This is a genomic window from Streptomyces sp. NPDC051310 (assembly GCF_044455245.1).
In the GTDB taxonomy this organism is placed as follows: Bacteria; Actinomycetota; Actinomycetes; order Streptomycetales; family Streptomycetaceae; genus Streptomyces.
Window position 1 is genome coordinate 159,298 of the sequence record NZ_JBITEO010000006.1, and the last position, 15,317, is coordinate 174,614.

Annotated in this window: 12 protein-coding genes; 6 read left to right on the forward strand and 6 right to left on the reverse strand. The window is 75.4% G+C overall.

All coding sequences use genetic code 11. From position 1 onward, the window contains the following. Positions 1 to 879 (reverse strand): DUF6777 domain-containing protein, encoded by an 879-nt coding sequence (locus ACIA79_RS11525; protein WP_399427981.1) that lies wholly within the window; start codon positions 877 to 879, stop codon positions 1 to 3. A 328-nt stretch (positions 880 to 1,207) separates the two neighbouring features. On the opposite strand from ACIA79_RS11525, the gene ACIA79_RS11530 reads away from it, so the two are divergent. Further along, positions 1,208 to 2,542 carry a streptophobe family protein gene (locus ACIA79_RS11530; protein ID WP_399427982.1) on the forward strand — a complete coding sequence of 445 codons (1,335 nt, stop codon included), beginning with the start codon at positions 1,208 to 1,210 and terminating at the stop codon, positions 2,540 to 2,542. Positions 2,543 to 2,671: 129 nt separating this feature from the next. Here the strand turns inward: ACIA79_RS11530 and ACIA79_RS11535 are convergent, their stop codons facing one another. Beyond that, positions 2,672 to 3,232, reverse strand: a complete 561-nt coding sequence (locus ACIA79_RS11535) for a TetR/AcrR family transcriptional regulator (protein WP_399427983.1) — start codon at positions 3,230 to 3,232, stop codon at positions 2,672 to 2,674. A gap of 48 nt (positions 3,233 to 3,280) precedes the next feature. Here ACIA79_RS11535 and ACIA79_RS11540 point away from each other — a divergent pair, with 48 nt between their 5' ends. From ACIA79_RS11540 to ACIA79_RS11555, 4 genes are all read left to right on the forward strand, one after another. After that, positions 3,281 to 3,739, forward strand: coding sequence for a DUF1348 family protein (locus ACIA79_RS11540; protein WP_399427984.1), 459 nt, complete (start codon positions 3,281 to 3,283; stop codon positions 3,737 to 3,739). A 121-nt stretch (positions 3,740 to 3,860) separates the two neighbouring features. Beyond that, positions 3,861 to 4,748, forward strand: a complete 888-nt coding sequence (locus ACIA79_RS11545; protein WP_399427985.1) for an SDR family oxidoreductase — start codon at positions 3,861 to 3,863, stop codon at positions 4,746 to 4,748. Continuing rightward, positions 4,745 to 5,905 carry an aromatic acid exporter family protein gene (locus ACIA79_RS11550; RefSeq protein ID WP_399427986.1) on the forward strand — a complete coding sequence of 387 codons (1,161 nt, stop codon included), beginning with the start codon at positions 4,745 to 4,747 and terminating at the stop codon, positions 5,903 to 5,905. Before ACIA79_RS11545 ends, ACIA79_RS11550 begins: the two co-directional genes overlap by 4 nt. 83 nt (positions 5,906 to 5,988) lie before the next feature. Next, a complete protein-coding gene (locus tag ACIA79_RS11555) occupies positions 5,989 to 7,380 on the forward strand; it encodes an NADP-dependent succinic semialdehyde dehydrogenase (protein WP_399427987.1) in 1,392 nt (463 codons plus the stop codon). Between the two features lie 12 nt (positions 7,381 to 7,392). Here ACIA79_RS11555 and ACIA79_RS11560 read toward each other — a convergent pair whose 3' ends face one another. Together ACIA79_RS11560 and ACIA79_RS11565 are read right to left on the reverse strand one after the other, a co-directional pair. Then, positions 7,393 to 8,376: a glutathione S-transferase family protein gene (locus tag ACIA79_RS11560; RefSeq protein WP_399427988.1), complete on the reverse strand. Its 984-nt coding sequence runs from the start codon at positions 8,374 to 8,376 to the stop codon at positions 7,393 to 7,395. Between the two features lie 76 nt (positions 8,377 to 8,452). Then, positions 8,453 to 9,280: a helix-turn-helix domain-containing protein gene (locus tag ACIA79_RS11565; RefSeq protein WP_399427989.1), complete on the reverse strand. Its 828-nt coding sequence runs from the start codon at positions 9,278 to 9,280 to the stop codon at positions 8,453 to 8,455. 403 nt (positions 9,281 to 9,683) lie between these two features. On the opposite strand from ACIA79_RS11565, the gene ACIA79_RS11570 reads away from it, so the two are divergent. Further along, a complete protein-coding gene (locus ACIA79_RS11570) occupies positions 9,684 to 10,718 on the forward strand; it encodes a hypothetical protein (RefSeq protein ID WP_399427990.1) in 1,035 nt (344 codons plus the stop codon). Between the two features lie 283 nt (positions 10,719 to 11,001). Here the strand turns inward: ACIA79_RS11570 and ACIA79_RS11575 are convergent, their stop codons facing one another. After that, positions 11,002 to 14,277 carry an SAV_2336 N-terminal domain-related protein gene (locus ACIA79_RS11575; RefSeq protein ID WP_399427991.1) on the reverse strand — a complete coding sequence of 1,092 codons (3,276 nt, stop codon included), beginning with the start codon at positions 14,275 to 14,277 and terminating at the stop codon, positions 11,002 to 11,004. A gap of 3 nt (positions 14,278 to 14,280) precedes the next feature. Further along, positions 14,281 to 15,306, reverse strand: coding sequence for an AAA family ATPase (locus ACIA79_RS11580; RefSeq protein ID WP_399427992.1), 1,026 nt, complete (start codon positions 15,304 to 15,306; stop codon positions 14,281 to 14,283). Positions 15,307 to 15,317: the final 11 nt, after the last annotated feature.

Below are 15,317 nucleotides of genomic sequence, written 5' to 3' on the forward strand. Positions count from 1 at the left end.
TCAGGACACCGGACCCGGCGGGAGAGCCGGGCCGGGGTCGGACTCGGTGCCGCTGCCGGTGCGGGTGCCGCTGCCGCTGCCGGTTGCCGGGGCGGGTGCGGAGGCCGGCCGGGTGGTCGGGGCTGCTGCGGTGGCAGTGGCGGTGGCGGGGACCGCGGGTGGCGGGGCCGCGCGGTCGAACCGGTGCCCCGTCCCGCCCGCGGGACGGACGATCCGCCGGCCGGGAACCGCGAGGTCGGCGATGACGAAGGCGTCCACCGGCTTCTCCGCGGCTTTCACCCGCACCGTCCGCGCCAGGGAGAACCCGGTCCACCTGTTGCCCGTGGGGCGGTACCGGCCCTCCCCGTCCGGCTCGGACAGCGGGTTGCCGCAGGCGCACCGCACGCGGGGCACCGCGAGCCGGTCGACCAGGACGGCCGTGCCCGCCTGCAGCACGGCCTGGTAGGGGTACGCTTCGCCGCTGCGGTAGCCGTGGTCGGTCACCCATGCGTCCCGCACCAGCCGCAGCGGCGTCAAGGAGCGCAGGTAGCGGGGGACGGCGACCGGCTCGACACCCACCGCGACGGCGAACGCCCTGTTCTTGGCGGGCGCGGCGCCGAGGCGGCTGATCTGGCGCTCCACCTCGCAGGCGGGCACGTTCCGGGTGCCTCCGTACAGTCCGTCCGCCGCACCGCGGGTCGACGCGTGCCCGCCGTCCGCACCGGGCGAGGTGCCCCGGGCGGCCGGCGGAACCCGCGCGCCGCGCTGCGGATCCGTCGAGTCGGTGAAGCGGTCGTCACCGGGCTCGGCGGAGCCCTGGAGCCTGACCTCCCGGGTGACGTCGCCGTGGCCGCCCCGGCCGGGCAGGACGAGCGCCAGGACCACCGACACCGCGAGCACGCCGACCACCGCCGCGGCCTCGGGTCCGGACCGCCACCGCGGCCCGCGCCCGTGACCACCCTCCCCGCGCCCGCCGTCCCCGCGACCCCCCGCCGAGCGGGACGCCGGGTCGGGTACGGGCACCGGTGGCGGGTTCGTCGGCGGACCCGGCGGGGGGCCCGCCGGACGATCGGGAGGCGGCTGGGACGTCACGATTGCTCCCCTTCCTTCCGTTCCGCGCTCATTGTGTGCCGCGTGCGGGCGGCACCCGCAAGCCGGGACACCGGCGCGGTGCCGAACGGCCGCGCCCCGCGGGCGGACGCCCCGCCGCCCCCCTAACGTGACCAGCGTGAGCCGTCAGGTCCCTCAGGTCCCTCACCCGGGCGCCGCGCACAGCGGTGCCCACCATGCCGCACGTGCCTGGGGCGACGCCCTCCTCGCGGTGGTCGCGGGAGTGGCCGCGATGGCCGTCGTCGCCGCGCTCGGCCTGTGGGCCGCGGGCGCCGCCGACCTCCCCGGAGGTGCCTTCCCCAGCATCGTCGCCGCCGTCGTCGTCATGGCGGCCGGCGGTTCGGTGGAACTTGCCGGGGACGCCGGGGTGCTCGCCGGCACGGAAGCCGAACTGACCGCCATGCCGCTCTCGGTGACCCTGGCCGGAGCACTGGCCACCGGGGCCGTCTTCCTCCGCCCCCTGCGCCGCCACGCCGTCACGAGCGCCGGTGAACTCCTCGGCCGCATCGCCCGGACGACCGTGCTCTGGCTGGGCGCGCTCGCCGCGATCACCGCCCTCGCCCGGCACAGCTTCACCATCGACGCGAGCGACATCGCCGGTGACATCGCGGGCGACATCCTGGACTTCCTGGGCGCCACCCCCACCCTGGGCTTCCGCGCCGACCTCGGGCGGACCCTGCTGTTCGGGCTGCTGTGGGTGCTCGGCGTGCTGCTCGTCGCCCTGCTCGTCTCGCGCACGGCCGCTCTGCCGGCGCGGCTGCTGCGCTTGCAGGAACCCGTGCGCCCTGCCGCCTTCGCGATGCTGCTGCTGGTCCTCGCGTACGTCGTCATCGGCGTGCTCACGGGCCTCGTCGTGGCGGCCACCCGGGGGCACCCCGCCGACACGTTCGCGGTCATCCTCCTCGGGCTGCCGAACGTGGTGTGGCCGGCTCTCGGCGTCGGGATCGGGGGCGCCTGGGACGGCAGGGCGGAGGGGCCCTTCGCCCTGCCCATGCCGAGGATCCTCGACGCGGTGCTGCGCAGCTCGCCGGAGGCCACCGTCGACGTGGGCAGCCTCGCCGAGCAGGACTCCCGGGCCTGGTGGCTCGTCCCGGTCGCCGGCGTCCTGCTGCTGGGCGCCGCCTGCGTCATGTCGCTCCGCTCACCGGCCCGTACGCGGCTGTGGCAGCACGCCGTGCACCTGGGCGTGGCCTTCGCCCTCACGATGCTGGTGATCGTCCCACTGACCCGCGTCTCGGCACGGTACGGACTGTCGATGATCATCATCGGTGACGTGGACGCGTTCAGCGGTGCGGTGGTGCTGCGACCGCATCTGTGGGCCATGGTCGGCCTGGCTCTGGCCTGGGGCATCGTCGCCGGCCTCCTGGGCGGCCTGCTCACCTCGCGCGTACGCCGCCGGGGCCCCGTCCAGGTCCCTCAGGACGCGCCGCTCCAGCCCCCCGAGCACCGGTAGCCACCGACTGCACCAGCCGCACCCCCCGGTCACCCGCCCCGTGCAGGTCCACCCCCCTCGCCCGGTCACCGCCCCGTGCCGGTCCACGTCCCCTCACCCGGTCACCGCCCCGCCCCCGCTGCCGCCACCTCACCGGGGTGCCGCCGTCAGCAGCAGCCGCGCCGCCTCCCGTGCCTCGCCGGCGGGTGCGGACGAGCCGGTGAGGGCCGCCGTCGTGATCGCGCCCTCCGCGAGCAGGGCGATGTGCGCGCCGGTCGCCCCGGGGCCCCCCGCCTCCGCCACGAGCTCGCCGACGTAGCGGCGGAACGCCTCCTTGTGGCCCCGCGCCGCCTCGGCGACCTCCGGCGCGGTTCCGCCGAGCTCACCGAAGGAGTTGACGAACGCGCAGCCCCGGAAGCCCGGCTCCGCGAACCAGCGGCCCAGCCAGTCGAAGACCGCGAGGACCCGCTCGCCGGCCGGCCCGTCCACGGCGTCCACGTACGACGCGAGCGCGCCGCGCCAGCGCGCGTCGCGGCGCAGCAGGTACGCCTCGACCAGGGCGCCCTTCGACGGGAAGAGCTGGTACAGCCGCCGCAGGGTCACACCGGACGCCGCGCGGACGGCGTCCATCCCGACCGCCTGGATGCCCCGGGCGTAGAAGAGCTCCTCGGCGGCGTCGAGGATCCGCTCGCGGGCGGGTCCGTGGTCCATCGCTCCGCTCCCTTGCGTGAGAACCATCGTTCTCGTACGGTACCGGACGTGGTGAGAACGAGCGTTCTCACGGAAGAGGAGACCGCCGTGCGCCCGCCCCTGCCGCCGTTCACCGAGGAGACCGCCCGCCGGAAGGTGCAGCTCGCCGAGGACGCCTGGAACACCCGGGACCCGCGGAAGGTGGCGCTCGCCTACACCGAGGACTCCGAGTGGCGCAACCGCGACCGGTTCCTGCGCGGCCGCGAGGAGATCGTCGCCTTCCTGACCGACAAGTGGCAGCGCGAACTCGGCTACCGGCTCCGCAAGGAGTTGTGGGCGTACACCGGCAACCGGATCGCCGTCCGCTTCGCGTACGAGTACCACGACGCCGACGGCCGGTGGTTCCGCGCGTACGGCAACGAGAACTGGGAGTTCGACGGGAACGGCCTGATGAGCAAGCGGTACGCCAGCATCAACGACCTGCCCATCACCGCCGCCGAGCGCCGCATCGCACGTTCCGCCGACTGAGCGATCGAAGGGATTCGGCCCGCTCCTCCCGGGAACGCGAAGACACGGAAACAGCGCACACCACCACATCTCCGCGCACCCGCGGAGCCGTGCGACCGTGACGATCAGGAGAACCACCGCCATGAGCGATGACCGCCGGCCCCAGGACCCCGTCACCCGCCACCCGCGGCCGGACTTCCCCGAACAGGAACAGCCGCACCCCGGCTTCACCGAATCGATGGACCCGCGGCCCGACCACGGCGAGGAGTCGTACCGCGGCAGCGGACTGCTGGCGGACCGCGCCGCGGTCGTGACCGGCGGCGACTCCGGCATCGGCCGGGCCGTCTGCCTGGCTTACGCGCGTGAGGGCGCCGACGTGCTCTTCACCCACCTGCCCGAGGAGGCGGACGAGGCGCGCGAGACCGCCCGCCTGATCGAGGAGGCCGGCCGCAAGGCCGTCGCCGTGGTCTGCGACATCCGCGAGGAGGAGCAGTGCCGCGGCCTGATCGACCGGGCCGTCGCAGAGTTCGGGCGCATCGACGTCCTGGTGAACAACGCCGCCTTCCAGATGGCCCAGCCCGACGGCATCGAAGCCATCAGCACCGAGCAGTTCGACCGGGTCATGAAGACCAACCTGTACGGCATGTTCTGGCTCACCAGGATGGCGCTGCCCCACATCCCCAAGGGCGGCTGCGTCATCAACACCACGTCCGTACAGGCCTACAAGCCCAGCCCGCCCCTCCTCGACTACGCCATGACCAAGGGCGCCATCGTCACCTTCACCCAGGGACTCGCCCAGATGCTCGCCCCGCGCGGCATCCGCGTCAACGCCGTGGCCCCCGGACCGGTCTGGACGCCCCTGATCCCCGCCACCATGCCGGACACCGCCGAGTTCGGGAAGCAGGCCCCCCTGGGCCGCGCCGCCCAGCCCGCCGAGATGGCGCCCGCGTACGTCTTCCTCGCCTCGCCCGGCGCCAGTTACATCACCGCCGAGGTCGTCAACGCCACCGGGGGTACGCCGCTTCCGTGATCCTCTCCGCACGGGAAGCACGGCACCGCGTCCGCTGGGAGGCGGCCGCGGTCGGCCGGTCCATACGCAGCGCCCTCACCGGCCCCGGTCCCGAGCGGGACCTGGCCGTCCAGTCCCTCAAGGCCGCCGGGGCGGCCATCCTCGCGTGGGCCGTGGCCGGCTGGTGGTGGCAGGCGCCCCTCGCGCTGATGGCGCCCTGGACGGCCGTCGCGCTCGTACAGAGCACCGTCTACCGGTCCGTGCGCACGGGGCTCCAGCAGGTCGTCCTCATCGCCGCCGGGACGGTCCTCGCGGCCGCGGCGGCCGGTCTGACCGGCGACACCATGGCGGCGATGGCGCTGGTCCTGCCCGTCACCGTCCTGCTCGGCAACTGGTCCCGCTTCGGCGACCAGGGCACCTACGCCTCCACCACGGCGCTCTTCGTGCTGGTGTACGGCTCGTACTCGGGCTTCGACATCCTGCACCGGCTGCTGGAGACGCTGCTCGGCGCGGTGATCGGCATCGGCGTGAACGCACTCGTCCTGCCGCCCGTCCACCTGCGCAGCGCCCGCGACTCGCTGTGCCGGCTGCCCCGCGACGCCACCGCGCTGCTGCGCGACATGGCCGGGGAGATCGAGCGGGGCCACGAGCGGCGCCAGGCCCAGCAGTGGCACCAGCGGGCCCGCCGGCTGGCCGGACGGCTCACCGAGCTGCGCAGCGCCCGGACGTGGACCCATGAGAGCTACCGCTTCAACCCCGCCCACCGCGTCCGCCGGCCCCCCGGACCCGAGCTGCCCTCCACCGAGTGGGACGCCGCCTGGGAGCGCGTCGTGGACCATCTGACCTCCTTCACCGCCCTGCTCGCCGAGGCGGCCGGGGAGCGCCCGAGGTTCAGGCCGCCGCCGGACGCCGTCCTCGCCGACGTACCGCCGCTGCTGCACGCCCTGGCGGACGTGTGCGCGGCGGACTGCACCGCACTGGACGAACCCGGGCGGCGCGAGCCGGCCCTGCGGGCGCGGCAGGAGGCGATGGCCCGCTCCTGGGAGGCCCACCACCGCCTCAAGGCCCGGCTCACCGGTGGGGCCGCCCCGGACGACGAGACGGCCACCTCGGTCGGCGGCCTCGCCGCCGAGACCCGGCAACTGCTGCACGAACTGGAGAACGCACGCGTCGCCTGACCGCAGGCCCCCCGCTCGCGTTGCGGGACCCCGCCGCGCGCGGGAGGGTCGAGGCAGCGACCGCGAGGAGGAGGAACGCCCCCATGCCCATCGCGACGGTGAACCCCGCCACCGGCGAGACGCTGCAGACCTTCGACGCCCTCGACGCCGCCGGCATCGAACGCCGCGTGGCCGCCGCCGACGCCGCCTTCCGCGACTACCGCACCACCTCCTTCGACCGGCGGGCGGCTCTGCTCCGGCGGGCGGCGGACCTGCTGGAGCAGGACCAGGAGGACATCGCCCGCACCATGACCACCGAGATGGGCAAGCCCATCACCGCCGCCCGCGCGGAAGCGGCCAAGTGCGTCAAGGCGATGCGCTGGTACGCCGCCAACGCCGAGCGGCTGCTCGCCGACGAACACCCGCCGCAGGACCAGGTACGGGACGCCGGCGCCGTGCACGCGCGCGTGCACTACCGGCCGCTCGGCCCCGTGCTGGCCGTGATGCCCTGGAACTTCCCCCTCTGGCAGGTCGTCCGGTTCGCCGCGCCCGCGCTCATGGCGGGCAACACCGGGCTGCTCAAGCACGCCTCCAACGTCCCGCGGACCGCCCTTTACCTGGAGGACCTCTTCCGCCGCGCCGGCTACCCCGAAGGCGTCTTCCAGACCCTCCTCATCGGCTCCGGAGCCGTCGAGGGCATCCTGCGCGACCCGCGGGTCGCCGCCGCCACCCTCACCGGCAGCGAACCCGCCGGCCGCTCCGTAGCCTCCATCGCGGGCGACGAGATCAAGAAGACCGTCCTGGAGCTCGGCGGCAGCGACCCGTACGTCGTGATGCCGTCCGCCGACGTCGACAGGGCCGCCGACGTCGCCGTCACCGCACGCGTGCAGAACAACGGCCAGTCCTGCATCGCCGCCAAGCGGTTCATCGTCCACACCGACGTCTACGACGCGTTCGCCGAGCGCTTCACCGCCGGCATGGCCGCGCTCACCGTCGGCGACCCGATGGACGAGTCCACCGACGTCGGCCCGCTCGCCAGCGAACAGGGCCGCGACGGCCTCGAGGAGCTCGTCGACGAGGCCGTCCGCGGCGGCGCGGCCGTCCTGTGCGGCGGCCGCCGCCCCGAGGGACGGGAACGCGGCTGGTACTACGCGCCCACCGTCCTGGCCGGCATCACTCCCGCCATGCGCATCCATCAGGAGGAGACCTTCGGCCCGGTCGCCACCCTCTACCGCGCCGCGGACCTCGACGAGGCGGTGCGGCTCGCCAACGACACCTACTTCGGTCTCAGTTCCAACGTCTGGACCCGCGACGAGGAGGATGTGCGGCGCTTCGTCCGGGACCTGGAGGCGGGCGGCGTGTACGTCAACGGCATGACCGCCTCCCACCCGGCGCTGCCGTTCGGCGGCGTCAAGCGCTCCGGCTACGGCCGCGAACTGTCCGGCCACGGCATCAAGGAGTTCTGCAACGCCACCACCGTCTGGCAGGCGGCCTGACCCGGCTCGCCGCTACAGCGGCCGGACGATCTCGTCCGCGGGCGGCGGCCCCGGCGGCGTACCGTCGCCGAACGGCCGGCCGCCCAGCTCCTCACGGTGGTGCGGGGCGCGCCAGCCCCGCAGGTCCGGCCCGCGCGGCACGATCCGCGTCGGGTTGATGTCCTCGTGGACCTGGTAGTAGTGCCGCTTGATGTGGTCGAAGTCGACCGTGTCGCCGAAACCCGGCGTCTGGAACAGGTCACGCGCGTACGCCCACAGCACCCGGTCCTCGGTCAGCTTGTTGCGGTTGCACTTGAAGTGGCCGTGGTACACCGCGTCGAACCGCACCAGGGTGGTGAACAGCCGGATGTCGGCCTCCGTGATCGTGTCGCCGACGAGGTAGCGCTGCCCCGCCAGGTGCTCCGACACCTGGTCGAGCCGCGCGAACAGCCGCGCGTAGGCGGCGTCGTACTTCTCCTGCCGCTTGGCGAACCCGGCCGCGTACACGCCGTTGTTGATGTCCCGGTAGATGCCGTCCATGCGCTCGTCGATCTCGTCGCGCAGCGCCTCCGGGTACAGGTCGGGGGCCCCGGGGCGGTGCAGCGCGCCCCACTCGGTGGCCAGGTCCAGGGTGATCCGCTGGTAGTCGTTGGTCACGACCCGGCCGCTCGGCACGTCCACGATCGCCGGGACGCTGATCCCGCCGTCGTACTCCGGCTCCCGCGCGCGGTACGCCTCGCCCAGGAAGCGGATGCCCAGCACCGGGTCCCGGTCGTCCGGGTCCAGCGTGAACCGCCAGCTCCGCTCGTCCTGGACCGGGTCTGCCACCGCCAGGGACAGGGCGCCCTCCAGGCCCAGCAGCCGCCGCGCCACCAGCGAGCGGCTCGCCCACGGGCACGCCCGGCTGACGACCAGCCGGTAGCGGCCCGGCTCGACGGGCCAGCCGTCCCGGCCGTCGGCGGTGACCCGGTCGGTGAAGCGGCTCGCGGACCGCACCCATTCGGGGGAGTTGCTCACGGTGCCCACCTTCCTCGTGACGGCACACGGAACAACGGGTACCCGGTCGCCCCGTCGCGTATCGCGGGTTCACCCCTCACACGTCGGCCGGGGCGCGCAGCGCCGGAACCCGCCCCCGGCGGCGCTCACCGGGGTGGAAGTTCAGCAGGACCATGCGCGCACCGGGCGCCGCCAGCGGCTGGGCCGCGCACATGGTCACCCACCCGGGGCCCAGCTCCGCGTGGTGCACGGGCCGCTCGTCACCGTCGAGCCGGATGCGGCAGCTCGCCGACTCGTAGATGGCCGCGGCCACGGGGTCGGCCAGCACGTCGCGCACGATGCCGCGCAGCGTCCGGTCGCCGGGATCGGCGGCGAGCGCGACCCGCAGCTGCGGCAGCAGCAGGGGGGCCCACGCGGTCTCCCAGTCCGTCAGCACGGTACGGGCCTCCGGCTCCACCGCCATCCACCGCATCGTGTTGGCGGGCACCTCCCGCCGGGGGAAGAGCGCCTCGAACGGCGCGTTGTGGGCGAGCAGGTTCCAGGACCGGTCGTTGATGTACGCCATGTGGGAGAAGGCGTCGAGCGCCGCCTGCCAGGCGCCGGGGATCTCCTCGCCCGAGCGGGAGTTGAGCGGATACGGCGGGTCCTGGCCCAGGGCGTACCGGTACAGCGCGATCCACTCCTGCTCGTCCATGCCGAACAGGCGTGCCACGTCCTGCAGCAGGCCCACCGGCGGGTTGGCGTACCGGCCGGATTCCAGACGGCCGTACGTGTCCGGGGCGCGGTGCAGGAGCTGGTCGATCTGCGCCTGGGACAGCCCGGGTGCGCGCCGGCCCTGCCGGGTCGGACGGGACAGGCCGTGGCTCTCCGGCTTGATCCTCGCGCGGCGTTCCCGCAGCAGACAGCGCAGTGCCACCTTGTCCATGACGGTTCTTCCCCCAAGGGACCGGGCGGCGGCCTCGCGTTCGCCGGTGCCGCCGCGGTGATGAAACGGTTCCTGATCAGCCCTGTGCGCGGCCGGGCGGCCCGGTCACCGCCGGAGTACGGGCGGCGGCCGCAAGCGGGACCGGAACCGGGGCCGCCCCGGTGCGGGCACGGCGTACGGGCTGCTGCATGGAGTGCGTCCGTTCATGGGCATACGGCGGTACGGCGAGGGGGCCCGGCCCGCGCGCCCGCGAAGCGGGCGGGTGCCGGGAGGGTCGCACCGCTACGCTGGCCCGTCGGACACCGACGATCAAGAGCCTGCCCGGTGCGTACGTGCGCACGGCGCACACACGCAGCCGCACGGCAGCCGCGAGGGGAGAAGGGTGAGGGACAGGGACGACTCCGTGAGCGTCGAGGTGCCGGTGCTGTCCGCGGCCGCGCGGGCGCTCTATGCCCGGATCACCCGCGGCGAGCCGGTCGGGCCCGCGGACGGGGCCGCGCTCGACGAACTGGTGGACTGGCACCTCGTCGCCGTCGATCCGGACGCGGCCCGGGCCCCGATCGCCCTGGACCCGCAGGAGGCCGGCCGCCGCCGGCTCGACGACGAGCTGCGGGACATGGCCGCCCGGGCGGCGCGGACGGCCGCGATACCCGCCCTCGCCGACGAACTCGGCGTCCACTTCGAGCGCGCCAAGTGGCGCTCCGGATCCAGCAGCGAGTTCCTCACCGAGCCCGAACAGGTCGACGCCCGCATCGGCGAGGCCGTCGGCGGCGCCGAGACCGAGCTGTGGACCGCCCGGCCCCGCCGTCCGCGCAGCCCCGAGCTGATCGAGAGCACCATGGCGCACGAGGCCGAGGCGCTCGCCCGCGGGGTGCACGTGCGCACCCTGTGCCACGACAGCGAGCGCGACGATCCGCGCACCCGCGCCTGGGTGACCACCATGACCGCCAAGGGCGGCCGGTTCCGCACCCTCGCCGCGCCGTTCCAGCAGTGCGTCGTCGTGGACCGGCGCCAGGCCTTCATCCCCGACCACGTCGTCAACTCCAGCCCCAGCCACGCGGCCTGGCACGTCGTCGACCGCGCCCTGGTGGCGTACATCGCCGAGGGCTTCGCCGAGGCGTGGCGCCGCGCCGACATGTGGCACGGCGACCCCGAGCCGGGCAGACCCGACGACGGCGGCAGCGGACTGACCCGCCGGCAGCGGGAGATCCTCATGGACACGGCCGCCGGCATCGACCAGCGCATCACCGCCCGCCGGCTGGGCATCGGCCTGCGGACCCTGAGCAAGGAACTCGGCGACCTCCGCGCCCGCTGGGGCGTGACGACCCTCGCCGCCCTCTCCTACCAGTGGGCACTGTCCGCGGAGCGGCAGCAGCCGCACCACGGCGACCCGGCGCCCGGCGCCCGCTCCGGGACGAGCCCCGCCCCCGGCCCGTGATCACTTTTTCACCGAAGAAGCATCAGAGGAAAAACCGCCGGAGGTGCGGCATCCTGGACCAGCCGACCGGCCCGTCCCCGTGGGACACCACCGGTCCGCACAAGCCGCTATTACGGGGGGCGTTACCCGCGCCTCATGCCGGAAGGGCAGAGCAGGGCACGGGCAGCGTGTCCTGCCGGGCATCGCGCGGGTACCTCAAGGTCGCTGCCAGGGCCTTGACGGAACGCAGAGCCGAGTCGTCGTTACGCTCCCCGTGATAGGGCACTCACCATGTCGGGAGAGCTCACTCCCCGCCCGTCTCCGGAGTGAAGGGCACGGCCTCCCGCAGTGCGGTGTGCGTGAGGAGCCCCCCGTCCGGCACGTCCAGCGGATGGGGCGCCAGCACCCGGCGCGTGCGCAGCGTGACCCGCGCCGGGACGTACTCCAGGAACGACCGGGCGAACCACGGGTGCACCTGGTTCCTCGTGGCCAGGACCAGATGGATGCCGAGCCGAGCTCCCGACCGCGCGGCCCGCAGCAGCACGCTGCTCAGCTCCGGCTGCCGGGGCAGGATCTCCGTCACCTCGTCCATGACGACCACCAGCCGCGGCAGGACCGGTGGGCCGGGCGCCGCCGTGTGCTGCGCCTCGTACGCCCCGAAGTCCGGGCACCCGGCCGAGCGCAGCGCGCCCTCGCGCACGGTCAGCTCGGCGGCGAGCGCCTCCCGCAGGTCCAGCGCCCGGGCCGGCACGGTCGACAGTCCCAGGGCGGCCACGCCGGTGACCGGCCGCTGCGCGTACCGCTCCAGACCGCTGCGGCCGGTGAAGTCGGCGAGCAGCAGCCGCACGCCGTCCGCCGGACCGTCCGCGGTCAGCTGACGCAGCAGGGAGCTCAGCAGCCCGCGCCGCCCGACGTCCAGGGGGCCCTGGCACAGCACGTGCGGACCGTGGCCGCCGGACTCCGGGCCCGCCATGTCGAGGCGTACCGGACGGCCCGTCGGGCCGCGTCCGAGGAGCAGGCGCAGCCCGCGCCGGTGCGGTCGCCGGTGGTGCGCGATGCCGTTCAGCGCGCGCCGGACCTCCTCCGCGGTGGGGCGCCGCCCCGGGACGGTGTCGACGCAGTCGAGCAGGACGTCGGTGAGCCGCGGGTCAAGGGCAGGCGGCGTCTCCCGCGCTTCGTCGCGCCGGTCGTCCGCCCAGTCGCCCGAGGCGGCCGCGAGCAGGATCGCGCCCATGGACCACACGTCGGACGCCGGCGTCGGCGGCGCCGCGTGGTCGGGCAACTCCGGTGCGCGGTAGGTGCCTTCCCGGCGGAGCAGCCCGCGGTAGCGGCTCGGCCGGTCCGCCACGGTGGCGGTCAGCCAGCCCGTGATCAGCACGTCGCGGCCGGCCACCAGCAGGCACTTCGGCACGAGCGAGCCGTGGACGAGCCCCTTGCCGTGCGCCCTGGCCAGCCCGTCGGCGAACCGGCGCGCGACGGTCAGCAGGCCGTCCTCGTGCAGCGGGCCGTAGCGCCGGACGAACCGCCGCAGGTGGGGAGCGGGCCCGCGGTCCGCCTCGTCGTCCTGCGCGCACTCGACGGCCGCCCAGGGCAGGGCGGCGGTGACGTCGTGGGCGAGCAGCCGCGGCGCGTGGACGCCGTCCATCCGGCTCAGTGCGATGACCTCACGGGCCATCAGGTCGGTGTCGTGCAGCGCGGCGTCCTCCAGCCGGCGGACGATCACGGGCGTGCCCGTGCCGTCGTGCGCGAGGTACAGCCCGATCCCGGGCCACCCCCGCCGGTACTCGGCGACCACCGTGTACGGCAGCGTGCCGGCTCCCTCGAACCGGGGGTCACCCGGTGGTACGGGCACCCAGCCCTCGTCCGTCAGCCGCTGCGGCAGGGCCGGCGGCACCTGTGGCGCGGGCTGCTCTGCCGCGTGCGGGGCCCGGCCGCCGGGTGCCGCGGCCGCGGGCGCGGACACGCCGAGCCGGCGCATCACCCGCTCGTCCACCCAGCCGAACGGCCGGGGCCCGGCCGCCGGCACCCGCTCCGGCCCCTCCGGGTGCGGCAGCCAGGCGGGGAAATCGGGGGCGTGGCCCGCCAGTTCGGTCAGCCGCGCGGTCACCGACCGGGTGGTGCGCACCAGATCGGCGGGCGGCACGGTGCCGAGCAGGATCCGCCGCGTGTCCTCCCGGAAGTCGAACTCGCGGTGGTGCGGCAGGGCGTCCGGGGCGTCCTCCCGGTGCATCAGCCCACCGAGGAACACCTCCGCCAGGTGCGTGGTGTCCACCGCCGGCGTCATCGCGCTCTGTACCAGCCGCATCACCGGCACCGGCAGCGGCGCCACCGCCGCGAGATGCGCGGCCAGCCGGTACGCCTCCGGTGACGCCGCCTCCCGGAACCGCAGCACCGCGTCCCCGGACGACGCCCCCTCGGCGCGCCGCGGGACCGGACCGCCGCCGGACGGCGGACCGGCCGCCCCCCGCGGGCGCGCAAGCAGCGGCAGGACGGCACTGCCGCCGGGGGAACCCACCAGCGCCGCCCACGTGCCGACGGACCCGGGCGTCGCCTCCAGGACCGGGACCGGGATGCCGTCGAAGGGCGCCAGCTCCGGCGGCAGCACCGGGTCGGCGACGATCCAGGAGGCGCCCGCCGCGCCCCGGCGGCGCGTGGTGACCCGCCACCGCTCGGCCCGGATGCCGGAGCCGTCCCACAGCCGCGGCGGCAGCACCTGGAGCACCGCGGCCGGGCCGGTGGCGGCCGCCCGTTCCAGCGCGGCGTGCATCCGCCCGTCGCGCCAGGCCGCACCCACTCCGTCGCTCACCACCAGCAGCAGCGTGGTGCCCGACGGATCGCCGACGGTCGACATCGACAAGGTGGCCCGGCCGTCCGCGAACGGCCGGTGGCGCAGCAGCGGACCGTCCGCGCAGCGGCTGTCCAGGCCGTACACACGGACGTCGCGGAACGCCCCGCTGCGCTCCATCAGCAGCCGGACCTCGGCCGCCAGCCGCTGCCACAGCAGCATGGACACCCCGTCGTCGACGAGGACCACCAGATCCAGCCAGCGGGTCACGGCGGGCCGCAGCACCGCGTCCGGCAGCCCCGTCTCGGCCATGACCGCGACCGTGGCCGCCACGTCGAGCTCCCGGCGCGCCGCGTCGGGGCGCCGGTGCTTCAGCGGCCGCAGCGCACGGCCCAGCCGTAACTCGGCCGTGCCCAGCGCCTTGACGCCCGGGGCGCGGACCGGCATCGCCGGGACGCCGGGGCCGGCGCCCGCAGCCGGCGCGGACGGCCGGGCGGCCGGAGCGGCGTGCAGGGCCCCGAGCCCGCCGGACGGTCCGGTCGCGGCCGGGCCGGCCTCCTCGGCGGGCTCCTCCGGCCGCGCCGGGCCGTCCGCCGCCCGCGGGACCGCAGGGGGCCCGGTGCCGTCCGGCGCGGGACCGCCGGGCGGCGGCGCGCCCGGCCCGGCCACGGAACCGCCCAGCGCGGCCGCGGCCGCCGGGGGCAGCCGTGCCGCCAGCCAGAGCGCGTCCAGCAGCTCCTCGGCCGACAGTTCCGCCCCGCTTCCCGCGAGGACGTCCCGCACCCGGTCGAGCACCGGTCACACCGTCCCGCCGAGCCGGTGCAGCACGGCGTCCAGCAGCCCTTCGGCGTCCAGGTCCACCCCGCCCCGGCGCAGGAACACCGCGTTCAGCAGCTGGTCCGTGGCCAGTTCGCCGCGGGCCCTGCGGGCCAGGAACGCGCGCATCAGGTCGTCCACGCCCTCCAGGCCGCCGTCCGCCGCGGACCCGGCGCACTCCAGGTGGGCCCGGATGATCTCCCGCAGCCGCTCCTCGTCGGGCTCGGGCAGGTCCAGCCGCACGCAGCGGCGCAGGAAGGCGGGCGGGAAGTCCCGCTCGCCGTTGCTGGTGATGACGACGACGGGGAACTCCGAGCAGCACACCCGCCCGCGCTCGACCTCCGTCCAGGAGTGCGGATCGGCCGTCATCACCCGCACCCGGGCCTGGTCCTCGGGCAGCCGGGCCAGCTCCGGAATCTCGAACTCGCCCTCCTCGAAGACGTTCAGCAGGTCGTTGGGCAGGTCGACGTCGCCCTTGTCGAGCTCGTCGACGAGCAGCACCCGCGGCCGCGGGGACGGTACGAGTGCCGTGCCGAGCGGACCCAGACGGACGTACGAGCCGATGCCGGGGCCGTCGTCCGGCACGGCACCGTCGTCGCGGTCCCGCCGCAGGTTCGTCTCGCGGAGCCGGCCGATCGCGTCGTACCGGTAGAGAGCGTCCTGCAGCGTCGTCCGGCTGTTGACCGGCCAGTGCAGCACCCGGCCCAGCGACAGCTCGTGCGCGACGGCGTGCGCCAGCGACGACTTGCCGGTACCGGGCTGCCCGGTGACCAAAAGCGGCCGTCGCAGCAGCAGCGCGGCGCTGACGACGTCCGCCTCCGCCGGGCCGATGAGGTACGGACGCGGGCGGCGCCTCCCGCCTCCCGCCCCGCCGCCGAACCGCCGCCACGGCGGCGCCTGGGGGAACTCCGTCGTACGGGCCCGGCCGTCGCCCCGGAACAACCGCCACCCCTCGGGGCAGCCGCCGTCGCCGTCTCCGCGTCCCGCACCGGGACCTGTCGTCGTCATCAGGTGTCCGC

Coding starts and splice junctions, on each gene's coding strand:
- ACIA79_RS11555 (WP_399427987.1), top strand. CDS start 5,989: ATGCCCATCGCGACGGTGAACCCCGCCACCGGCGAGACGCTGCAGACC.
- ACIA79_RS11565 (WP_399427989.1), bottom strand. CDS start 9,280: ATGGACAAGGTGGCACTGCGCTGTCTGCTGCGGGAACGCCGCGCGAGG.
- ACIA79_RS11545 (WP_399427985.1), top strand. CDS start 3,861: ATGAGCGATGACCGCCGGCCCCAGGACCCCGTCACCCGCCACCCGCGG.
- ACIA79_RS11580 (WP_399427992.1), bottom strand. CDS start 15,306: ATGACGACGACAGGTCCCGGTGCGGGACGCGGAGACGGCGACGGCGGC.
- ACIA79_RS11535 (WP_399427983.1), bottom strand. CDS start 3,232: ATGGACCACGGACCCGCCCGCGAGCGGATCCTCGACGCCGCCGAGGAG.